The 15,667-nt window shown below is 68.6% G+C and carries 12 protein-coding genes; 2 read left to right on the top strand and 10 right to left on the bottom strand.

Features of this window, described 5'->3' with window-relative positions; all coding sequences use genetic code 11:
• Positions 1 to 7: 7 nt before the first annotated feature.
• The 8 genes from trxA to regB form a co-directional block, all read right to left on the bottom strand.
• On the bottom strand, positions 8 to 328 hold the full coding sequence (gene trxA / locus LC066_RS09850; protein WP_085889525.1) for a thioredoxin: 321 nt from the start codon (positions 326 to 328) through the stop codon (positions 8 to 10).
• 58 nt (positions 329 to 386) lie between these two features.
• On the bottom strand, positions 387 to 3,770 hold the full coding sequence (gene addA / locus LC066_RS09845; RefSeq protein WP_224898363.1) for a double-strand break repair helicase AddA: 3,384 nt from the start codon (positions 3,768 to 3,770) through the stop codon (positions 387 to 389).
• Positions 3,767 to 6,733, bottom strand: coding sequence for a double-strand break repair protein AddB (gene addB / locus LC066_RS09840; protein ID WP_224898361.1), 2,967 nt, complete (start codon positions 6,731 to 6,733; stop codon positions 3,767 to 3,769). The genes addA and addB overlap by 4 nt, the downstream gene beginning before the upstream one ends.
• Positions 6,726 to 7,409: a nucleotidyltransferase family protein gene (locus LC066_RS09835; protein ID WP_224898359.1), complete on the bottom strand. Its 684-nt coding sequence runs from the start codon at positions 7,407 to 7,409 to the stop codon at positions 6,726 to 6,728. Before LC066_RS09835 ends, addB begins: the two co-directional genes overlap by 8 nt.
• Entirely contained in the window at positions 7,385 to 8,404 is a 1,020-nt protein-coding gene (locus tag LC066_RS09830) for an aminoglycoside phosphotransferase family protein (protein ID WP_224898357.1), read from the bottom strand. Before LC066_RS09830 ends, LC066_RS09835 begins: the two co-directional genes overlap by 25 nt.
• Positions 8,401 to 8,892: a tRNA (adenosine(37)-N6)-threonylcarbamoyltransferase complex ATPase subunit type 1 TsaE gene (gene tsaE, locus LC066_RS09825; RefSeq protein WP_224898356.1), complete on the bottom strand. Its 492-nt coding sequence runs from the start codon at positions 8,890 to 8,892 to the stop codon at positions 8,401 to 8,403. Before tsaE ends, LC066_RS09830 begins: the two co-directional genes overlap by 4 nt.
• A 123-nt stretch (positions 8,893 to 9,015) precedes the next feature.
• Positions 9,016 to 10,353: a PAS-domain containing protein gene (locus tag LC066_RS09820; RefSeq protein WP_224898354.1), complete on the bottom strand. Its 1,338-nt coding sequence runs from the start codon at positions 10,351 to 10,353 to the stop codon at positions 9,016 to 9,018.
• Between the two features lie 108 nt (positions 10,354 to 10,461).
• Positions 10,462 to 11,874: a sensor histidine kinase RegB gene (gene regB / locus LC066_RS09815; protein ID WP_224898352.1), complete on the bottom strand. Its 1,413-nt coding sequence runs from the start codon at positions 11,872 to 11,874 to the stop codon at positions 10,462 to 10,464.
• A gap of 222 nt (positions 11,875 to 12,096) precedes the next feature.
• Here regB and LC066_RS09810 point away from each other — a divergent pair, with 222 nt between their 5' ends.
• Together LC066_RS09810 and LC066_RS09805 are read left to right on the top strand one after the other, a co-directional pair.
• Positions 12,097 to 12,645 (top strand): ActR/PrrA/RegA family redox response regulator transcription factor, encoded by a 549-nt coding sequence (locus LC066_RS09810; RefSeq protein WP_085889517.1) that lies wholly within the window; start codon positions 12,097 to 12,099, stop codon positions 12,643 to 12,645.
• A gap of 227 nt (positions 12,646 to 12,872) precedes the next feature.
• A complete protein-coding gene (locus LC066_RS09805; RefSeq protein ID WP_224898350.1) occupies positions 12,873 to 13,577 on the top strand; it encodes a TetR/AcrR family transcriptional regulator in 705 nt (234 codons plus the stop codon).
• Between the two features lie 101 nt (positions 13,578 to 13,678).
• Here LC066_RS09805 and fghA read toward each other — a convergent pair whose 3' ends face one another.
• The gene (gene fghA, locus LC066_RS09800) at positions 13,679 to 14,518 is read right to left on the bottom strand and encodes an S-formylglutathione hydrolase (RefSeq protein ID WP_224898348.1); all 840 of its coding nucleotides are present in this window, start codon (positions 14,516 to 14,518) and stop codon (positions 13,679 to 13,681) included.
• Entirely contained in the window at positions 14,518 to 15,627 is a 1,110-nt protein-coding gene (locus LC066_RS09795) for an S-(hydroxymethyl)glutathione dehydrogenase/class III alcohol dehydrogenase (protein WP_224898346.1), read from the bottom strand. Before LC066_RS09795 ends, fghA begins: the two co-directional genes overlap by 1 nt.
• Positions 15,628 to 15,667 lie beyond the last annotated feature (40 nt).

Below are 15,667 nucleotides of genomic sequence, written 5' to 3'. Positions count from 1 at the left end.
TGCGGGTTCAGATCGTTTCGTCGATCCAGCTTTGCAGCGCGGCCTTGGGGGCGGCGCCGGTGCGGTTCGACACGATCTCGCCGTCCTTGAAGATGAACAGCGCGGGGATGCCGCGCACGCCCATGGACATCACGGATTGCGGGTTCGAGTCCGCGTCCAGCTTCACCACCTTCAGCTTGCCGTCCATCTCTTCCGAGATTTCTTCAAGCGCCGGGGCGATCTGGCGGCAGGGGCCGCACCACTCGGCCCAGATGTCGACCAGGACGGGGGTGTCGGATTTCAGGACTTCGGCTTCGAAAGTGTCGTCGGTGGCGTGAACGGTAGCCATTGATCTCGTCTCCATCGAGGGAATGTTGAACCGAACCTAGGTATCCGTGGGATAGGGGTCAAGAAGGGTCGCTGCGGCGCAGGGCCGCCATGACGAGATCGTGGGGCAGCTCCATCAGGGTTGCTGAACGGGTCCACAGAAGGGCGGTGCGGATGCGGTGATCGGGATAGATCTGCGTCAGCGCGGCGGCATAGGCGCCCATCTGGCGCAGCAGGCCTTCGGGGGTGTCCTCCGGCCGGTCGGGGATCGTGACGTTGGTCTTGAAATCCACCGCCCAGATCTCGGCTTCGCCGACGATCAGCCGGTCGATGGTGCCGTGGATGCGCCGCCCGTCCAGTTCTGCCAGCGTGGCGGTGACGGGCACTTCGGCCAGCGCCTCGGTGGCGAAGAACCGTGCGGTGGCGGGTTTCGACAGCACGCCGCGCGCCTCGGCCAGCAGCAGGGCCAGTTCCGCCGGTTCGGCCCGGTCGGGGCCCTCGCCCAGCAGGGTGTCGGCCATCGCCTCCCAGGTCTCCGGGTCGCTTCCGGGCAGGTGTTCCAGCAACAGGTGCACCTGCCGTCCGCGCCGTTTCGCGGCCTCCTCGTCCAGCCCGTCCTCTCCGGCCAGGGCCTTGGCCCCACCCAGATCGACCGAAGGCGACAGCGTCTGTTCCGGCCCCTCCGCCGGGGGCGCCACCTGGCGCGCCCAGTCGGGCAGCATGGGCCGCGGGCGGGGCGTGGGCGGCGTGTCGTCCATCGCCAGCCCGGCCCAGTCGCCGTTTTCCAGCCGCAGCCCTTCGCCGCCGGGGAAGGCGTGTTCGCCCGCGCCCATCTCGGCCATCTGGTCCTCGATCCGGGCGTACCAATCGCTGCGGTCCTTGGCGATCTTGCCCGCGCCGCAGACGATCAGCCATTTCTCCGCCCGGGTCATGGCCACGTACAGCAGCCGGTCGCGTTCCTCCTCGGCACGGGCGCGCCGCGCCTCGCGGGCCTCACGCATGGCGGCGGGCTCCTCAGTGGCCTTCACCTTCCACAGCGGCATGTCCAGCGTCGGCAGCACCTGGGCGCGGTCCTGGTCAGGGGAATTCAGACTGTCGGGCAGGATCACCACCGGGCTTTCCAGCCCTTTGGCACCATGCACCGTCATCACCCGGATCTGGTCGCTGGCGCTGTCCGCCTGCCGCTTGATCTGCAGCTCGTCCGCCTCCATCCAGACCAGGAAACCGGTCAGGCTGGGGATCTCGGTCTGTTCATAGACCAGCGCCTGACCCAGCAGGGCGTCGAGGCCATCCTCGGCCTCCTCCCCCAGCCGACCGAGCAGCTTGCGCCGCCCCTCGTGCCGGGTCAGCAGCCGTTCGATCAGATCGAAGGGCCGCAGGAAATCCGCCTGGTCGCGCAGGTCGTGCAACAAAGACAATTCGGCGGCGTAGGTTTCCGGGTTCTGCCGCAGCACCTGCCACAGCGTCCGCCGCCCCCGGCCTTGCGCCAGGTCGAAGAGGCGCTGTTCATCCCAACCGAACAGCGGTGATTTCAGCACCGCCGCCAGGCTCAGGTCATCCTGTTCCAGCGCCAGGAAGTTCAGCAGGGCGGTGATGTCGCGCACCGCCAGTTCCGCGGCCACCTTCAGCCGGTCGGCCCCGGCCATCGGCAGGCCAAGCGCCTTGCAGGCGGCGATCAGATGCGGGAAGACGCGCGAGCGCGACCGTACCAGGATCATGATGTCACCGGGCCGGATCGGCCGCGCCCGATACTGCCCCGTATGCCCCACCTCGACGGGCACCGGCACCCGGTCGTGCAGCATGCGCTGGATCTCTTCCGCGATCTGCCGGGCCAGCAGGACGTGGTGGTTGTTCTGCCCCGGCTTGTCCACCGGATCCCACCAGTCTTCCTTGTCCTCGACCTCGGGCTTTTCCACCAGCGGCCACAGATCCACGCGCCCGGGCATGGCATCCTTGAACGCCTTGTGCCGCTGGTCAGTGGTGAACCCGGCCTCTTCACGGCCATCGAACACGCGATCGACCAGCCCCAGGATCGCCCCGGCGGAGCGGAAGGAATACTCCAGTTCCAGCACTTGCAGGGGCTGGCCCGTCTCGGCTAGCTGGGCGCCGAAATCGGCGCGCATCCGGTCAAACCCCGAGGGGTCGGCGCCCTGGAAGGAATAGATCGACTGTTTCTTGTCGCCGACCACGAAAATGGTGCGTTCCACGCCATCGCGGGCGCCCGCGCCGGAGGTGAACTCGCGCGCCAGCGCCGCGATCACCTGCCATTGCACCGGGCTGGTGTCCTGCGCCTCATCCACCAGGATATGGTCGATGCCGCCGTCCAGGCGCCAGAGAACCCATTGGGACACAACGGTATTCGTCAGCAGCTCTCGGGTGCGCAGGATCAGGTCATCGAAATCCAGCCAGCCGCGTGCCTCTTTCGCGCGGGCATAACGGGGCAGGAAGGCGCGGGCGAAATCCTGCAGCACCTGCGCCTTGTCCCGGGCCAGCAGGGCCACCCGCAGCTCACGCGCCTCGGCCACGCGCGCCTGCCAGTCCTCGATCTCGGGCATCAGATGGGCGTTCGCTTTCTTCACCCCGGCAGAGGGGAAGCGGGAGGAGGGCGAGAAGGGCTCCTTCGCCGTGGCGCCGGTGAGGAAGACATCCTCCAGCACCGACAGGGCCGCCAGCGACGGCTCGGACAGCACCGACAGCTTGTGCAACGCGGTCTCATCGCCCTTGGTGGTGCCGCCGCGCAGCGCCTCGACCAGATGACCCAGCCGTTCCATGTCGGCGCGGGTGAAGGCCAGATCCAACACCGCCTCGGGGGTCATCCCCGGCGGCAGGTCCAAAAGCTCGTCCAGCGCGTCTCCATCCGGTTCCGTATCGAAAAGGTCGCGGTACTGGGCGATCTCGCCGGTCAGGCCGCGGAAATTCTCATCCGTGGTCAGCAGGGCCGCGCGGCTGAGGACCCCGGCGTCCTCGCTTTCCGCGATCTCCTCGACCACGGCGTCGCGCAGGATCAGGGCGTTGCGGTCGTCGACCTCCTGGAACTGCGGCGACACCCCGGCCTCCAGCGGGAAGCGGCGCAACAGGGCGGCGCAGAAGCTGTGAATCGTCTGGATCTTCAGCCCGCCGGGCGTCTCGATGGCGGAGGCAAAGAGCGTGCGCGCCCGTGCCAGCCGGGCGCCGTCGATCACATCCTCGACGCCCAGGCGCTGCAAGGCTTCGCGCAGATCAGCATCGTCCAGCATGGCCCATTCGCCCAGGCGCTGGAACAGGCGGTTCTGCATCTCCGACGCGGCGGCCTTGGTATAGGTCAGGCACAGGATGTTCTGCGGCGACACGCCGCCCAGCAACAGCCGCGCCACCCGGTCGGTCAGCACGCGGGTCTTGCCCGAGCCGGCGTTGGCGGCCAGCCAGGTGGAGCGGCCAGGTTCTGCCGCACGGATCTGCCGGTCGGAGGCGGGATCGCGTTTCATGGCTCGCCCCCTCGCATCACCAGCGGCGTTAACAAGGCCGCGTCGGTGTCGTCCCATTCGCCGAAGCGCGCCAGCTGGTCGTAATCGCTGCCCGTGCGCATCTCTTCCATGGCGCGCCGCGCGGTGTAGCCCTTCACCGGATCGGCCCAGGCGCGGGCCAGCTCGGTGAATTTCTCCCAGACCAGCGCCGGGCTTTCCTCGTCCAGCGGCGCCTCGACCTCCTTCGGGTTGGTGCCCAGCCCGATGTAGGTGGCGCGGGCCACGTCGCGGGGGCCGATGCGGGCAAATCCGGCCTGTTCGGCAATCGCGGCCTCCAGCAGCAGCTGCTTGTCGAAGGCCTTCTGCTGCGCCTTGCTGGGCGGCTCGCCGGTCTTGTAGTCGAAAAGATGCACACGGCCCTGGGCGTCGATGTCCACCCGGTCGGCCTTGGCGGCCAGGGTGATGCCCAACTCCGCAATCGTGGCTTCACCCTTCTCTTCCGTATAGACGGTCACGGCCTCAGCCTGGCGCGCCGCCTCGCCGGCGATGAACCAGTCGGCGTTGCGGTCCAGCCGCGCCAGCCACAGCGCGCGGGCCTCGCCCCAGGGCACGTCGGCGTCCAGCACATCGGCCACAGTGGACAGCAGCGCGCCGCGGGTCAGCGGGATCTGCCCGGCGTTGACGCCCTGCACAAAGGTTTCGATGGCGGTGTGGGACACGATCCCGCGCATCATCGCGTCGGGGTCGCGCATCAACGGGTTCAGCCGGCGCAGGCGCAGGATGCGCTTGGCGTAGATCGCGTAGGGGTCGCGGATCAGGTGGCGGATGTCGGTCACCCAGTAGGTGCGCGGCCGCGCGGCGACGGGCGGCGCGGGCGAGGGGCGCGGGGCCTTGGGCGCGCTGATCGGCGCCTCTACCTGGCGCACCAGGTCCAGCCAGTGGGCGCCGCGCGCCTCCATCTCGGCCAGCGCCTCGGGGCCGCCCTGGCCGGGCAGGCCGTTCAGCAGGTTGGTCAGCCGGTTCAGCCAGCGCGAGGGGACGGTTTCGGCGTCCTGGTTTCGGGTGGCGCGGGTCAGCCAGACCTCGCGCGCGGCGACGGCCTGTTGAAAATCATGGGCCGAAAGTCCGATCTTGCGTTCCGGCAGCAGCAGCCCCGCGGCCTTGCGCATCTGGCGGTTCAGCCAGGGATCGGGCTGTGTCGCCTCGGGCCAGCTGCCCTCGTTCAGCCCGCCCAGGATCACCAGGTCGGCGCCCTGCACACGCGCCTCCAGCGTGCCCCAGATCAGGATTTTGGGGTGCGGCTCATCGGGGTTGCGGACCTCCTCGGTGGCCAGAATGGCGCCGGCCAGATCGCCATAGTCGCGGGCCGAGAGAGCATCGCCATGGGGGGCATCCTCGGCCAGCCGGTCCATCACGCCGCGCGCCTTCTCGCCCGCGTCCCGCAGCCAGAGGGTGCCGCTGCTGGCCGGATCGGTGCCGCGCGCGATGGCCTCGGCCAGGGCGATGTGATCGGCCACGCGATCCTCCAGCGGCACCGGGTCGGGCGTCGCGGCGGCGAAGGCGGTGGTGCAAAGCCACTCGGCCCAGGGGGTGGCCAGCGCCTCTTCCCGGGTGGCGGCAAAGGCGCGGATGTCATCGGGGCCGGGATGGGGCCGCGCCTCTCCACGCAGGTAAAGCTCCAGCCCGCGCGTCAGGTCCAGGTGTGTGCCGCGCCCCTCGCCACTATGCGTCAGCGGATGTTTCAGCAAAGACAGCAGCTGCACCGCCGTCGGCGGCGCGTGCAGCAGGTCCGCCACCTGGCGCAGCAGGCGGCCCGGCGCGGTGGTTTGCAGGGGCGTGCCGCCGCTGTCGTCCGGGGTGATGCCCCAACGGGTCAACGCGGCGGAGACCTGGCGCGTCAGCATCCGGTCGGGGGTGATAAGGGCGGCGGTCTGTCCCTCTTCGGCGGCCATACGCAGGCGCAGGGCGATGGCCATGGCCTCGGCCCGCGGGCCCGGCGCCTTTACCAGGGTGATGCCTTCGGTGGGCGGGCCAAGGGCGCCCAGCCCGGGGCCTTCCTCCAGCCACTGGTGGGTGACGGGCGCGGGGCGCAGGGCCAAGGACAGCAGGCGGTTGCGCGCGCTGTCCTCGGCCTGGTCGGCGGCGGCGCCCTCGACCCAGTTGCCCACCTCGCCGGGCTCCAGTCCGAGGCCCAGCATCAGCTTGCGGAACCGGTACTGCGGGTGGTCCTCGCCGGTCAGCGGGTCGTCCAGTTCCGACCAGATCGCGTCGGGCAGGTCGAAATCATAGCCGGGCAGTACCACGGCGCCCTGCGGCAGCCGCGCCACGGCCTGCATCAGCAAGTGGGTGGCGCCGCGCGACCCGGTGGAGCCCGCCAGGATCACCGGATGCTGCGGCGGGTTTTCCTCCCACTCCGCGATCAGCGTCTCGACCACGCGGCGCTGGCGTTCCTCGGGGTCCGGCAGATCGTCGCTGCGCGGGATCTGCCCGACGATCTCCAGGAACCGCTGCGCCCGTGCCCAGTGGCCGGACAGGTCAGACACGTCCAGCGCGGCGATGTCGTCCAGCGTGACCCGCTCGCCCTGCATCTCGTCCAGCAGCCGTGCCAGGCTGTCGGCCAGGTCGTAAAGCGCGGCGCGCGGCGCCAGGTCCGGTTCCGCGTCCAGCAGGGCGGAGATCAGGCGGATCAGCTCCAGACGCCTGCGAATGGCAGAGACAGAGGGCGGGATCGCGGCGCGGCAGTCGAGGCCGGTCAGCAGGTCGATCCGCGGCAGCAGCCGGGCCGGGCCGCTATCGTAGAGGCGGCGCAGGCGACGGGCCATGCGGCGAGTGTTCACCACGATCTGCACCCGGGCGCGGGCATGGGGCGGGGCGTCGCCCAGCCGGTCCTCCAGCCCCCGCAGCAGTTCGGCGGGGAAATCCGCGCCGGGCGGAAGGCCGAAAAGGCGCGGCCCGGGCCGGTCGAAGAGGCGCAGCTCAGTCATCGGCCAGCATGTCCTCGGCCATGGGAATGCAGTCTGGGCGGCCGACGTCGCACCACAGGCCCGGGTAGGCCAGCAGGTAGAGCCGGTCATGGGCCAGGGCGCGGCGCCACAGCTCCCACATGGAGAAGGTCGGGCCCTCGATCCCGTCCATCAGCCGGGTGTCGATGATCTGTGCCCCGGAATAGATCGCGCCGGGTCCGGGGGTGCCGCGCCCTTCGTTGTCGGTGGTGAAATCCCCCGGTCCGACATGGCCGCGCGCCTGATCGCGCGGCACGCACAGCAGCAGGGCGTCCATCTTCGCCGGGTCCCAGGCGCGCGCGAGCAACGGCAAGGCGGCGGGGCCTTTCCAGACCGCATCGGTGTTCAGGGTGAAAACCGCCCCCTCGCCCAGGGCTGGCAGGGCATTGCGCAGACCGCCCCCGGTGTCGAGGATCGCGGGCGCCTCGCGCAGCACGGTCACGTCACTCCCGTCGAAATGCGCCTCTACCTGCTCGGCGCGGTAATGGGCATTGGCGACGGTCTTCAGCCGCAGGTCGCCGCGTTGCGCCAGGGCGTGGTCGATCAGCGGCCGGCCCGCGACCTCGACCAGGGGTTTCGGCCGGTCGTCGGTCAGGGGCCGCATGCGCGTGCCCAGACCGGCGGCGAAAAGCATCAGGGCTGCGGGACGGTCGCGCATTTGTCTCTCAGGGTCTGGAGGATCTCGGGGGTGGGCTCGGGCAGGTCGGTCAGGAGACGCTCGCGCAGCGGCTCCAGCCCCGGCCGATCGAGGCTGCGGCACAGCAGGCCCCAGACCCGGGGGATGAAATCGACGTAGCGCGGGCGGCCATAGTGCATCGACAGCCGGGCGAAGACGCCGAGGATGCGCAGGTTGCGCTGTACGCCCAGCAAGTCATAGGCGCGGCGGAAGGTGTCCGGGTCGCGGCCCGTGGCTGCGGCGAAACGGGGCACCATGGCGTCTTCCAGCGCCGGGTCCACATCACGCCGCGCGTCCTGCAGCATCGAGACGAGGTCATAGGCCGGGTGCCCCAGCATGGCGTCCTGGAAATCCAGCAGGCCGGTGCGGGCGGCGCCCTCGCGGTTGGGTAGCCACAGCAGGTTCTCGGCGTGGTAATCGCGCAGGATGACGACGGGCGGTTCGTCCTCCAGCGTGGCCAGCAGCGGTTGCAGGGTTGTGACGAAGAAGGGCAGGTTGCGCACCCCCTGCCCCGTGGCGCCCGCCTGATACCAGGTGTAGGCCAGCACGCTCATCTGCGTCATGGTGCCGGTGTCATAGGCGGCCAGCCGCTCGGGTGGTGGCGCGGCATGCAGCACGCGCAGCGCCTCGGCGGCGGCATCGTAGAGCGGTGCGGCCAGGGCGGGATCCTCGGCGATCACCCGGGCGTAGAGCGCATCGCCCAGATCCTCCAGCAGCAGCAGACCGGCCTCGGCGTCCTCCTTCAGCAATGCGGGCGCCGACAGGCCCAGGCCCGCGAGGTGCCGCGCCATGGCGCAGAAGGGGCGGATGTCCTCACCGCTGCCCGGAGGCGCGTCCATCAGAACGGCGGTGGCGCCGTCGGCGCGGTGCAGCCGCTGGTAGCTGCGCAGCGAAGCATCGCCGGCCAGCGGGCGCAGCTCTGCCCCCGCCCAGTCGGTGCCGGAGAGGAAGGCGCGTTTCTCGGCGTCGCGGCTCATGCGTCGGTCTCTTTCAGGATCTCGGTCAGAAGGGGCTGCCAGCGGGCGGGGGCATGGATCACCAGCCGCCGCGCCTCGCCGTCATTGTCGGGCAGGGCCGTCATTTCCAGCGACAGGGCGTCGGCGGGGGTCAGGTCGGCCAGGCGGTCGGGCCATTCGACCAGGCAAATGGCGGTCTCGAAGGCCTCTTCGAGGCCCAGCTCCACCACCTCCATCGGGTCGGACAGGCGGTAAAGGTCGGCATGCCACAGCGGGCCGCGCGTGGTGTCGTATTCCTGCACCAGGGTGAAGGTAGGCGAGGGCACATCCTCCGGCTCCGCCAGCAGGGACTGGATCAGCGCGCGGGCGAAATGGGTCTTGCCAGCGCCGATGCCGCCCGACAGCAGGATCACGTCGCCGGGCGCCAGGCGTGCGCCAAGGCGGCGGGCCAGCCCTGCGGTAGCCTCTGGCGCGGGAAGGAAGATGTCTTGAAACGGGGTGCTGCTCATCCCTGTCGACATTACCCGGCAGGCCAGCCCCCGCAAGCGGGTTTCGTGGGCGGCAGCCTCCCCCGGCGGTCAGGCGCGTGGATCAGGGCCGCGCATCGGCCCCCCTTGCCACGGACCTGCCGGTCAGGCGCTGTCGAGCCGTTCGGGCGATTGCAGCGGCACGAATTGACCCGGTCGCGCGCCGAAGCTGACCATGCGCGCGCCGCCGGCCAAGCATAGCACGGTGCAGCTGACCGGGCCGCGCCCTTTCAGGACGACCTCATGCCGGGCGCCATCGCCGCCGCGATAGAGTTCCAGCTGCCGGCGCACCGGTTCCAGCGCGGCACTGTCCTCGCTTTGCCCGGCCCAGAGGCGCAGGGCATCGTCGGTAGTGACCCCGGCCAGATCGGTGACCTCGGGCAGGCCGAAAAGCTGGCGATAGGCGCTGTTGCAGTAGGACAGCGTGCCCGAGGCGTCGAAGATGGCGATGCCGTCGGTGAAGGCGTCCAGCACGCTTTGCGACAGCGACAACTGCTGGCGGAAGCGGCGGGTCATGGCGATCTGGTCGGTGATATCCTCGAACAGGAAGGCCACGGCGCCATTGGGATGGGGCCGCCCGCTGACCCGGTAGATCGCGCCGCCGGGCAGGCTCCAGGTGTCCTGATAGCGGCCGTCGGTGGCGGCGCTGACCAGATGCGACAGGTGTTCGCGCCAGGTGGCGTAGTTCTTCGGCTCCGGCATGATCTGTCGGTCGCGCAGGTGGTCGAAGAAATGCGACAGCGCCGGGCGCGAGGCCAGGAATTCCGCGCTGAGTTGCGTGAGGTCCAGCAGCGCGGGGTTGAACAGGATCAGCTGCCGGTCGCGGTCGAAGATTGCCAGCCCGGTGGACAGCTGGGCAAAGGTCTTGGTCAGGGTCTGGACGAAGTCGCGCTGCGCCCGTTCGGCCTCGACCAGGGCGGTGACGTCCTGCGCGGCACAGTCCCAGGCGCCGGCACTGCGTCGGGCCGAGATGTCGAGCCACCTTTCGCCCTGGCGTCCGTCCACGGGGAGGCGGGCGCGGTAGGTGAAGCCGGGCCGTTCCTCGCTATGTTCGTCGCTGCGTCGCAGGGGCGCCAGGATGTCGGCAGAGGTTTGCAGCCGCGCCGCGATCTTCTCATAGGCCGCATTGCCATCCTCGATCAGCCCGTCGTCGGTCATCACCCAGCTGGGGATCGGCAGGTGTTCGAACCGGTCCTCCAGCGGGATCCCTGCGCCGCCTGTGGGGGGCGCGCCCAGGTCCGGGCCCGCCTGGAAACCGTCCGGCTCGAAACCGGCGTGGGATGGCGGTTTCATCTGAGACGGGCGCGCGCGCACTGGCCGGTCCCTTTGGCGCGATCGCACCAGGATCAGCGCGGCAAGGGTCAGCGCAAGGCTGAGTGGCAGGGCCAGGGCGAGTTCGAAAAGGGTCAGGCTCTTGAATGAGTTGACGTCAATTGGCGTCACGGGAAAATCCTCCTGCTCAGCCGGAAGCATGCTGAGGCAAGAGTAAAGAATTGATTAACCAATCTCTCCGACCCGGCGACCCCGGGCGACAAGAGATGCGACTGGGCGTCACACGAAGGGGATGTTGCGACCGGGGGGCAGGGCATTGTCCCCTTCGCGGGCGTCGATCACCCGGCGCGGCCATGTCACCTCTACGATGGCCCCGCGCAGGCCCGGGTGGGCGCCGTCGGTCATCTCCGCTGCCGGGGTGTCGGCATTGGCGAAGATCAGCTCGGCCCCCGTGCGTTCCAGTAGCGTCTTGGCGATGAAGAGCCCCAGGCCCATGCCTTCGTACCCCGGCCGTTCCTGGCTTTCGGAAAAGGACCAGCGCCGGCGCATGAAAGGGTCGCCGATGCGCCCCAGAGCCGTCTGCGAGAAGCCCCGCCCGTCGTCGAGGATCCGGACCGAGATCGTGTCCTCGGTCCAGCGGCTTTCGACACGCACCTCGGACCGGGCGAAATCGACGGCGTTCTGCACCAGGTTGCGCAGCCCGTGGATCAGCTCAGGCCGGCGCAGGATGGCGGGGGGTGGGGTGTCCCCGTCGCCGTGGGTGAAATGGATCTCGATCCCCCGGTCGCGGTGCGGTTCGGCGGCCTCCTCGACCACGGTCGACAGGGGCGCCTGGCGCATGTGCAGATCATCCTTCCCGGCCCGCCCCATCGACCGCAGGATGTCGCGACACCGGTCGGCCTGGTCGCGGATCAGCCGGGCATCCTCGGCCAGCTCTGGGTGATCCTCCAGCTCATCCATCAGCTCGGCCGAGGTCAGCTTGATCGTTGCCAGGGGCGTGCCCAGCTCATGCGCGGCGGCGGCGACCACGCCGCCGAGGTCGGTCAGCTTCTGCTCGCGGGCCAGGGCCATCTGGGTGGCCTGCAGGGCGTCGGACATGGAGTGCATCTCGTTCACGATCCAGCGCGAGTAGATGCCGAGGAAGATCACCGCGATGACGATGGCCAGCCAGTTGCCGAACAGGAAGACCTGCGCCACCTCCAGGATCTGCCCGTCGGCGGTGCGCAGCGGCAGGTGGAACTCGGCCAGCAGGGTGACCAGCACGATGGCGGTGGAACCGACGAACAGCGTCATCCGCGCCGACAGCGCCAGCGCCGAGACGGTCGCCGGCCCAACGATCAGGATCGAGAAGGGGTTGTGCAACCCGCCGGTGATGTACAGCAGCGCCCCCAGTTGCAGCAGGTCGAACAGCACCATGGCGAGGTTTTCGACCTCGTTCAGGCGCTTGCTTTCGGGGAAGACGAAGCCGGTGATCAGGTTGGAGATCACCGACAGGCCGATGACGAAGAGACAGGCGCCGTATTCCAGTTGCAGCCCGTAGATCTGCCCGGCCACCACCAGCGCCGACAGCTGGCCGCAGATCGCCCCCCAGCGAAGCAGGACCAGCGTGCGCAGACGGATCCAGTTGCCGCGGTACTGGCCCTGCGGCAGGGATATTTCGGCCGTGTCGGGGTGTGTGTCCGGCGAGGCCATGGCATGCTCCTGTCTGTCCGGCGCCTGCGGCGCCCGTCGTTGATAGGGGGCCGCGCCCACCAAGGCAATGCGACGGCCCGCCCCCGGTCGGTGCCGCGGGTCGGCGCCCTGCCCCTGCGGCAAAGTGATCCGCGCCGGTTTGACGGCTTGGAATCAGCACATTAATACTGTTTGAGGCGTGCTTCGGGCCGCCCTTTGACCACCTTCATGGGACAGGACGACATGACCGACCTGCGCGAGATCGGCGAAGACCGGTCGCTTCTTATTCTCGACGACGACGAGCCCTTCCTGAAACGCCTGGCCAAGGCGATGGAGAAGCGCGGTTTCGACGTCGAGACGGCCGAGACCGTGGCCGCCGGTCGCGCCATCGCCACCGCCCGTCCGCCTGCCTACGCGGTCTGCGACCTGCGGCTGGAGGATGGCAATGGCCTGGATGTGGTCGAGGTGCTGCGCGAAAAGCGCCCGGATGCCCGGATCGTCGTGCTGACCGGCTATGGCGCCATTGCCACCGCCGTGGCCGCGGTGAAGGTCGGCGCCACCGACTACCTGGCCAAACCCGCCGACGCGACGGACATCGTCAACGCCCTGCTGGCCACCGGCGATGAGCTGCCGCCGCCGCCGGAAAACCCGATGAGCGCCGACCGGGTCCGCTGGGAGCATATTCAGCGCGTCTACGAGCTCTGTGACCGCAACGTCTCCGAAACGGCCCGCAGGTTGAACATGCACCGTCGGACATTGCAGCGAATTCTCGCCAAACGCTCGCCGCGGTGAGGAATTGGTGACATCCCGGGCGAAAGCTCGCTATGTGCTGCGTTAACTATGTTTGCATCGGAAAAACGCACCGATGTTCCGGTTTCCTGTGGTGGACCGCTAGTGGATAGGGACGGCATCCCCGCTTCGGGAGGTGCCTCCGGGTCTTCCAGGCCGGCCCCCTGCCCCTAGTTGCCCCGACCCGGATCCGGGACGAGGCACGTGAGGTCTGAGGGGGCCGCGACCACTTGACGAAAAAGACACCTGTACCGCAGGAAACGCCCGCCTCGACCGGTGCGGGAGCAAACGAACGCACCGCTGTGCGGGCCGACGGCAAGGCGACCCGGGACAAGATCCTGGATGCGGCCGAGACGGCCTTTGCCACGGGCCCCTACGACGCGGTGTCCCTGCGCCGGATCACCGGCGAAGCCGGGGTGAACCTGGCGCTGGTGAAATACTACTTCTCGTCGAAGGAAAACCTGTTTGCCGCGGCCATCGCCCGCCGGGCGCCGGATCTGTCGCGCCTGCGCCTGGAGCGACTGGCAGAGCTTCGGGCGGCGGGTACGCTGGACAGCGAAACCCTGGTGGCCACCTACATGCGCCCGCTCTTCGACAAGATGAAATCGCAGGACCCCGGCTGGGTCAGCTATGTCCGGATGCTCGCCTACACTGTTCAGGACGGTCGTTTCGAGGCTCTGATCTCAGAACATTTCGACGAGGTGGCTCTGGCCTATGTCGAGGCGATCCGCGCCTCCCTGCCCGAAGCGCGGGAGGAAGATGTGCTCTGCGGGCTGACCTTCCTGCTGGCGCTGACGATGCGCTGCCTGTCGGGTGAAATGGGCCCGGCGACGGTGGCGCTCGGCCGGGTGGATTTCTCGGACCTCGACGCGATCTACGAGCGGCTGATGCCCTTCTGCAGCGCCGGCCTGATGCGGATGAGCGAGCTGCGCTGATCGACTTTCTGGACTAAACGCCAAGGTCGAATGAAAGACGGGCGGACCCGAAGGCCCGCCCGTTGTCTCTGTCCGGCCCGGTTGCGCCTGGCGCGCGGGCCTCAGGCCTTCAGCCGTGCGGCGTGCCAGTCCAGGTGCTCGCCCATGAAGGTCGAGATGAAGTAGTAGGAGTGGTCATAGCCTTCCTGCATGCGCAGGGTCAGCGGCTGGTCCTTCTCCTTGCAGACCTCTACCAGCAGCTCCGGCTTCAGCTGCCCTTCCAGGAAATTGTCCGCGCTGCCCTGGTCGACCAGCAGGTCGGGCAGACGGGCGCCATCCTCGATCAGGGCGCAGGCGTCATACTGACGCCAGGCGGATTTGTCCGCGCCGATGTAGCCGGTCAGGGCCTTCTCGCCCCAGGGGCAGTTCAGCGGGCTGACGATGGGCGCGAAGGCCGACACCGCCTTGTAGCGGTCGGCATTGCGCAGCCCGATGGTCAGTGCACCATGGCCGCCCATGGAATGACCCATGATCCCCTGGCGGGTCATGTCGGCGGGGAACTGATCGGCGATCAGCGCCGGCAGTTCCTCTTCGATATAGGCCTGCATGCGGTAGTTGGCGGCAAAGGGCTCTTCGGTGGCGTTGACATAGAACCCGGCGCCGAGACCGAAGTCATAGGCGCCTTCCGCATCATCCGCGACGCCCTCGCCGCGGGGCGAGGTGTCGGGGGCCACGAAGATCAGGCCGTGCTTGGCGCAATGGGCGCGAAACTCGCCTTTTTCCGTCACGTTGGCATGGGTGCAGGTCAGGCCCGACAGGTACCAGACCACCGGCAGGGTTTCCCCCTCCGCGTGATCGGGCACGAAGACCGAGAATGTCATCTCGGTCCCCGTCTCCGTCGAGACATGCTTGTAGACACCCTGCGTGCCACCGAAGGCGCGATTGGTGCTGACGGTTTCCATCAGAAGACCACCACGGAGCGGATGCTCTCGCCGGCGTGCATCAGGTCGAAGCCCTTGTTGATCTCTTCCAGCGTCAGGACGTGGGTGATCATCGGGTCGATCTCGATCTTGCCGTTCATGTACCAGTCGACGATCTTCGGCACCTCGGTGCGGCCCTTCATGCCGCCGAAGGCGGAGCCCTTCCAGACGCGCCCCGTCACCAGCTGGAACGGACGGGTGGAGATCTCCTTGCCCGCCTCGGCCACGCCGATCACGGTCGACACACCCCAGCCCCGGTGGCAGGCTTCCAGCGCCTGGCGCATCACCATGGTGTTGCCGGTGCAGTCGAAGGTGTAATCGCCGCCGCCGTCGGTCATGGCGATCAGGTGCTGCACGATGTCGCCGTCGATCTTCGAGGGGTTCACGAAGTCGGTCATGCCGAATTTGTAGCCCCACTCGGCCTTGGCGTCGTTCAGGTCCACGCCGATGATCTTGTCCGCGCCGACCATGCGGGCGCCCTGGATCACGTTCAGGCCGATGCCGCCCAGGCCGAAGACGATGACGTTCGAACCCGGCGTCACCTTGGCGGTGTTGGTCACCGCGCCGACGCCGGTGGTCACGCCGCAGCCGCAGTAGCAGGCCTTGTCGAAGGGCGCATCCTCGCGGATCTTCGCCACGGCGATCTCGGGCACCACGATGAAGTTCGAGAAGGTCGAGCAGCCCATGTAGTGGTAGATCGCCTCGCCCTTGTAGGACATGCGCGAGGTGCCGTCGGGCATCAGGCCCTGGCCCTGGGTCGAGCGGATGGCGGTGCACAGGTTGGTCTTGCCCGAGAGGCAGGATTTACACTGGCGGCACTCGGGGGTGTAGAGCGGGATGACGTGATCGTCCTGCTTGACCGATTTCACGCCCGGCCCCACGGCCCGGATGACGCCGGCGCCTTCGTGCCCCAGCACGGAGGGGAAGATGCCTTCGCTGTCGAGGCCGTCCAGGGTGTAGGCATCGGTGTGGCAGATGCCGGTGGCCATGATCTCGACCAGGACCTCGCCCTCCTTCGGGCCTTCCAGGTCGAGCTCGACGATTTCCAGAGGTTTCTTCGCCTCGAAGGCGACGGCTGCACGGGTTTTCATGGTAGCTCGCTCCGTAATGGGGATGCCTTCACAAACCACA

This window comes from Pseudooceanicola marinus (assembly GCF_020177265.1).
GTDB lineage: Bacteria > Pseudomonadota > Alphaproteobacteria > Rhodobacterales > Rhodobacteraceae > Pseudooceanicola > Pseudooceanicola marinus_A.
Note: the sequence above shows the minus strand (reverse complement) of the source record. Positions and strands in the feature narration are given on the sequence as shown.

What these genes read in the sequence shown, in the direction of transcription:
- trxA (WP_085889525.1), bottom strand. Translation starts at nt 328, where the DNA reads ATGGCTACCGTTCACGCCACCGACGACACTTTCGAAGCCGAAGTCCTG.
- addA (WP_224898363.1), bottom strand. Translation starts at nt 3,770, where the DNA reads ATGAAACGCGATCCCGCCTCCGACCGGCAGATCCGTGCGGCAGAACCT.
- addB (WP_224898361.1), bottom strand. Translation starts at nt 6,733, where the DNA reads ATGACTGAGCTGCGCCTCTTCGACCGGCCCGGGCCGCGCCTTTTCGGC.
- LC066_RS09835 (WP_224898359.1), bottom strand. Translation starts at nt 7,409, where the DNA reads ATGCGCGACCGTCCCGCAGCCCTGATGCTTTTCGCCGCCGGTCTGGGC.
- LC066_RS09830 (WP_224898357.1), bottom strand. Translation starts at nt 8,404, where the DNA reads ATGAGCCGCGACGCCGAGAAACGCGCCTTCCTCTCCGGCACCGACTGG.
- tsaE (WP_224898356.1), bottom strand. Translation starts at nt 8,892, where the DNA reads ATGAGCAGCACCCCGTTTCAAGACATCTTCCTTCCCGCGCCAGAGGCT.
- regB (WP_224898352.1), bottom strand. Translation starts at nt 11,874, where the DNA reads ATGGCCTCGCCGGACACACACCCCGACACGGCCGAAATATCCCTGCCG.
- LC066_RS09810 (WP_085889517.1), top strand. Translation starts at nt 12,097, where the DNA reads ATGACCGACCTGCGCGAGATCGGCGAAGACCGGTCGCTTCTTATTCTC.
- fghA (WP_224898348.1), bottom strand. Translation starts at nt 14,518, where the DNA reads ATGGAAACCGTCAGCACCAATCGCGCCTTCGGTGGCACGCAGGGTGTC.
- LC066_RS09795 (WP_224898346.1), bottom strand. Translation starts at nt 15,627, where the DNA reads ATGAAAACCCGTGCAGCCGTCGCCTTCGAGGCGAAGAAACCTCTGGAA.